Source organism: Herminiimonas sp. (assembly GCF_030645555.1).
GTDB lineage: Bacteria > Pseudomonadota > Gammaproteobacteria > Burkholderiales > Burkholderiaceae_D > Oxalicibacterium.
Genome location: NZ_JAUSME010000028.1, coordinates 1 through 4,419, shown reverse-complemented (window position 1 = coordinate 4,419; position 4,419 = coordinate 1). Strand labels below are relative to the sequence as shown.

Here is a 4,419-nt window from a genome sequence, read left to right as displayed (position 1 = left end):
CGGTTTTGCCAGTTGATGCCGGTGCGCGGCAAGACCACGCCGCTGCCGAACTCGTGATAAATGCTTTGTATGAAAGAAACCGCGCGCCCTTCACCATCAATGACGCCCATCCAGATCGTATCGCCCGGGCCCTTGCCCTGCCCCCATGGCAGCGCCTTGTCGACCCGGATCGCTTTTACATACGGAGCCAGGAATTCATCACTCAACAAGGATTGCGGGTTGATCGTCATGTAGGCAGGATCGGTGACATATTGATCGCGGATCTTGAATGCCTGCTTGGTCGCCTCGACGACCAGATGGATGTATTCGACGCTGTCTTCCTGATATTGCGCGAGATTCAAGCGATCGAGGATGCCGAGTATCGCCAGCGAGATGACGCCTTGTGTAGGCGGCGCACTGTTATAGATATCGCCCAGGCTGTGTTTCAGGTGCACCGGCGCTACCGTGCGCGCGCGATAATTATTGAGATCCTGCTGCGTGATCGGGCTGCCGACTGCGGCCAGATCGGCAGCAATTTCTTTTGCCAGATTGCCGCGATAAAAACTGTCCAAACCTTGGGTCGCCAGTGTGCGCAGCGTTTTACCCATGCGCTGCTGTATGAAACGGCTACCGGCTGCAGGCGCTGCGCCGGCAACGAGAAAGGTCTCCGCAAAACCCGGCTGCGCCAGCAACTCCCTGAGTTTGCTGGCCGTACTGGCTTGCTGCGATGGCGTCACCGGGATGCCGGTTTCGGCATAATGTATCGCGTCGTCGAGCAAACGCGCCAGAGGCAATTTGCCACCCCAGGCTGCGCTGATGTCGAGCGCCTGCTGCCAGCCGCCGACGGTACCCGCCATCGTATTGGCCGCATACGGTCCGCGTACCGGTATCGCGTCGAGCTTGTGGCTGCGATAAAAATCTGTAGACACACCGGCGCCGGCAACACCGCAAGCCTCTATTGCGACCACCGGCTGACCGGGCTCTGAAATCACCCAGAAGCCATCGCCGCCTATGCCATTCATGTGCGGGTAAACCACCGCTATCGTCGAAGCCGCGGCAACCATCGCTTCGACCGCATTGCCGCCCTCGCGCAAGACAGACAGTGCAGCCTGTGCAGCCAGGGAATGGGGCGCGACAGCCATGCCGCGTGTCGCGCTAGTCGTATTCAGCATAGAAAAAACCTTTTAAAACAATGGATAAAAACCGGATTACTCCAGGCGCACGTGTAATCCACGGAAATCATTTCACGGGAAGCCGGGGCGAAACCTTGCCAGTGATGCATATTCCTTGCGTCAGCATGAACCAGGCTGATGGCACCCTCATCATCAATACGCCTATTACTGACATGTCAGATTTGTGTAGAAATTAGGGCACATAGCTGTTTTTGTCAATGAAATAAGGGGGAGTTGATCGAATACGGGCTGTCTACGGCCCGTAGTTTTTTGCAAAACAAGAGCGTATTAGCAAGCTTGATGCCAATCTTGCTGATCCGCAGAAAATCAGACTGTGTTTCAGAGGGAAAAATGCTGCTGTGTTGAACCGGTCTAGCGAGCCGAGTAAGGCGGCGGCATGGGCTACTGTCTTGCATGCCGGCCTGTTTTAGTGCGCAAGCTGGGGCAGCAAAGCAGCCAGCACACAGAAACAGTGCAGACTGGGCTCCTTGATAGCGTCATCCGTAGACGGCAAACTGTCTGCTGCACGGCGCAGGCATGCTCGTCATATAACAAGAAATGAAATCAGCCTTCGCCGAGATAGGCTTCCTTGACTCTGGGATCATCCAGCATCTGCTGCGCAGCGCCATGCATGGTGACCAGGCCGGATTCCATCACATAGGCGCGATGCGCTGCCTCCAGCGCCAGTTTGGCATTTTGCTCGACCAGCAAGATCGTGATGCCCTGCGCGGATACGGTGCGTATGACTTCGAAGATTTTCTCGACCATGATAGGCGACAAACCCATGGACGGCTCATCCAGCAACAGCAGCTTGGGATGGCTCATCAAGGCGCGCGCCATCGCCAGCATTTGCTGCTCGCCCCCGGACAAGGTGCCAGCCATTTGCGCAGCACGCTCTTTCAGGCGCGGGAAGATATCGAACCATTTGTCGATATCGTCGGCTATGCCCGCCTTGTCGTCGCGGGTAAAGGCGCCCATCAACATGTTTTCATGGATGGACATGCGCGTGAATACGCCGCGCCCTTCCGGCACCATCGCCAGTTTTTTCCTGACCAGCTCAAATGAGTGCAGGCCCTTGATCGGCTGGCCCAGATATTCGATATGGCCTTCGACCCGGCAATCCGGCAAGGTGCCGGTGATAGCCTTGAGCGTCGTGGTCTTGCCGGCACCGTTGGCGCCTATCAGCGTGATCAATTCACCCTGGTTTACTGCAAGGTCTATGCCCTTGACTGCCTGGATGCCGCCGTAGCCGACCTTCAGGCCGGTAATTTTCAATACATGCTCAGCCATCAGTGCCCGCCTCCCAGATACGCGGCTATCACCGCCGGGTTCTTTTGCACGTCGGCCGGCACGCCTTCTGCAATCGGCTTGCCGTAATCCAGCACCGTGATGCGGTCGCACAAGCCCATGACCAGTTTGACGTCATGCTCAATTAACAAAATGGTTTTGCCTTCCGCCTTGATCTTGACCAGTAATGCGCGCAAGCCAAGTTTTTCCGTCGCGTTCATCCCTGCTGCCGGTTCATCCAGCGCCAGCAATTGCGGATCGGTTGCCAGCGCACGGGCGATTTCCAGCCGGCGCTGGTCGCCATACGACAGATGCCTGGCTGTGCGTTCGGCGAATTGTGCGATGCCGACGAAGTCGAGCAACTCCATCGCGCGCGCACGAATTGCCGCCTCTTCCAGCCGCGCCGCCTTGTGGTGGAACACTGCGCCAAACAAGCCTTGACGGGTGCGCACGTGACGGCCGACCATCACGTTTTCCAGTGCACTCATCTCGCCGAACAGGCGGATATTCTGGAACGTGCGGGCAATGCCGGCCCTGGCCACTTCATGCGGCGCAGAAGGTGAGTACGGTTTGCCGGCCAATTCAAACGTACCGCTGTCGGCTTGATACAAGCCAGTAATCACATTGAAGAAAGTGGTCTTGCCGGCGCCGTTAGGCCCGATCAAACCATAGATCTGGCCTTGCATGATCCTGACGTTAACCTCGGTCAAGGCTTGCAGGCCGCCGAAGCGTTTGCTCACACCGGCAATATTGAGGATGACAGTTGCGCTCATGACCTCATCCCCTCAGGCCGCCACAACATCGGTCGATTTCTTCGCCGTGTCGGTATCGGCCGTCGGCCGGTCTTCGTTCTTCGGTGCGGGCCACAAACCGGCAGGTCGTATCAGCATGATCAACACCATCGCGAGGCCGTACAGCAATTGGCGCAGGATTTCTGCATCGACCAGCACCTCGCCGAACAATGATAGTTGCAGCGGCTCGACCACGTGACGCAGGATCTCTGGCAATGCAGCAAGCAAAATGCCGCCCAGTACCACGCCGGGAATATGGCCCATGCCGCCCAGCACCACCATCGCCAGCACGGCGATCGATTCAGTCAGAGAGAAGGATTCCGGCGACACAAAGCCCTGGAAGGAAGCGAACATCGCACCGGCCACGCCGCCAAAGGAGGCACCCATTGCAAATGCCAGCAACTTGACGTTGCGCGTGTTGATACCCATCGCTTTGGCCGCAATTTCATCTTCGCGGATCGCGACAAAGGCGCGGCCCAGGCGCGAATTCTGCAGGCGCACCGAGATAAAGATGATCGCGATGCACAAGGCGAGGAACAGGAAGTAATAGGCATTCACCGAAGGCATCGCGTAATTGCCGAGCATGACCGTCGATGCCGATCCTGCTTCGCCATTGAGTGACACGCCAAAAATGCGGATCGGATCTATCATGTTGATCCCTTGCGGACCGTTGGTGATGTTGACCGGACCGTTCAGGTTGTTCATGAAGATGCGGATGATTTCGCCAAAACCGAGCGTGACGATGGCAAGGTAATCGCCGCGCAGCTTGAGGGTAGGCGCGCCCAGCAGCGCGCCGAAAAATCCTGCCGTCAATGCCGCCAGCGGCACGATGACCCACAATGAAAGATGTATGCCGTTTTGCGCAATCTCAGGACCAAACACCCAGATCAGCGTGGCGCCTATGGCTGGATATTGATTGACGAAGGATTCAAGCACGACGGCAAATTGCGGCGAGGCCAGCAAGGCCGTCATGTATGCGCCGATGGCATAGAAGGCGATATAGCCGAGGTCGAGCAGGCCGGCGAAGCCGACCACCACATTCAAGCCCAGCGCCAGCATGATGTAGAGCAGCGCAAAGTCCATGATGCGTACCCATGAATTGCCGAAATTCTGTGCAATGAACGGAAACACCAGCGCCAGTGCCAAGATGACGAGCAAGCCGGACCAGGCTTTGCGCGGATTGTTTTTGA

At 57.2% G+C, this 4,419-nt stretch carries 4 protein-coding genes; all 4 read right to left on the bottom strand.

The window, feature by feature from the left end; genetic code table 11:
- The coding region (locus Q7T06_RS01175; protein ID WP_304778770.1) for a gamma-glutamyltransferase family protein at positions 1–1,151 on the bottom strand (1,151 nt) is incomplete at its 3' end.
- Positions 1,152–1,715: 564 nt separating this feature from the next.
- Entirely contained in the window at positions 1,716–2,441 is a 726-nt protein-coding gene (locus tag Q7T06_RS01170; protein ID WP_304778768.1) for an ABC transporter ATP-binding protein, read from the bottom strand.
- A complete protein-coding gene (locus Q7T06_RS01165) occupies positions 2,441–3,211 on the bottom strand; it encodes an ABC transporter ATP-binding protein (RefSeq protein WP_304778765.1) in 771 nt (256 codons plus the stop codon). Before Q7T06_RS01165 ends, Q7T06_RS01170 begins: the two co-directional genes overlap by 1 nt.
- Positions 3,212–3,223: 12 nt before the next feature.
- Positions 3,224–4,419 (bottom strand): ABC transporter ATP-binding protein (locus Q7T06_RS01160; protein ID WP_304778762.1); only part of this gene is annotated, 1,196 nt, incomplete at its 5' end.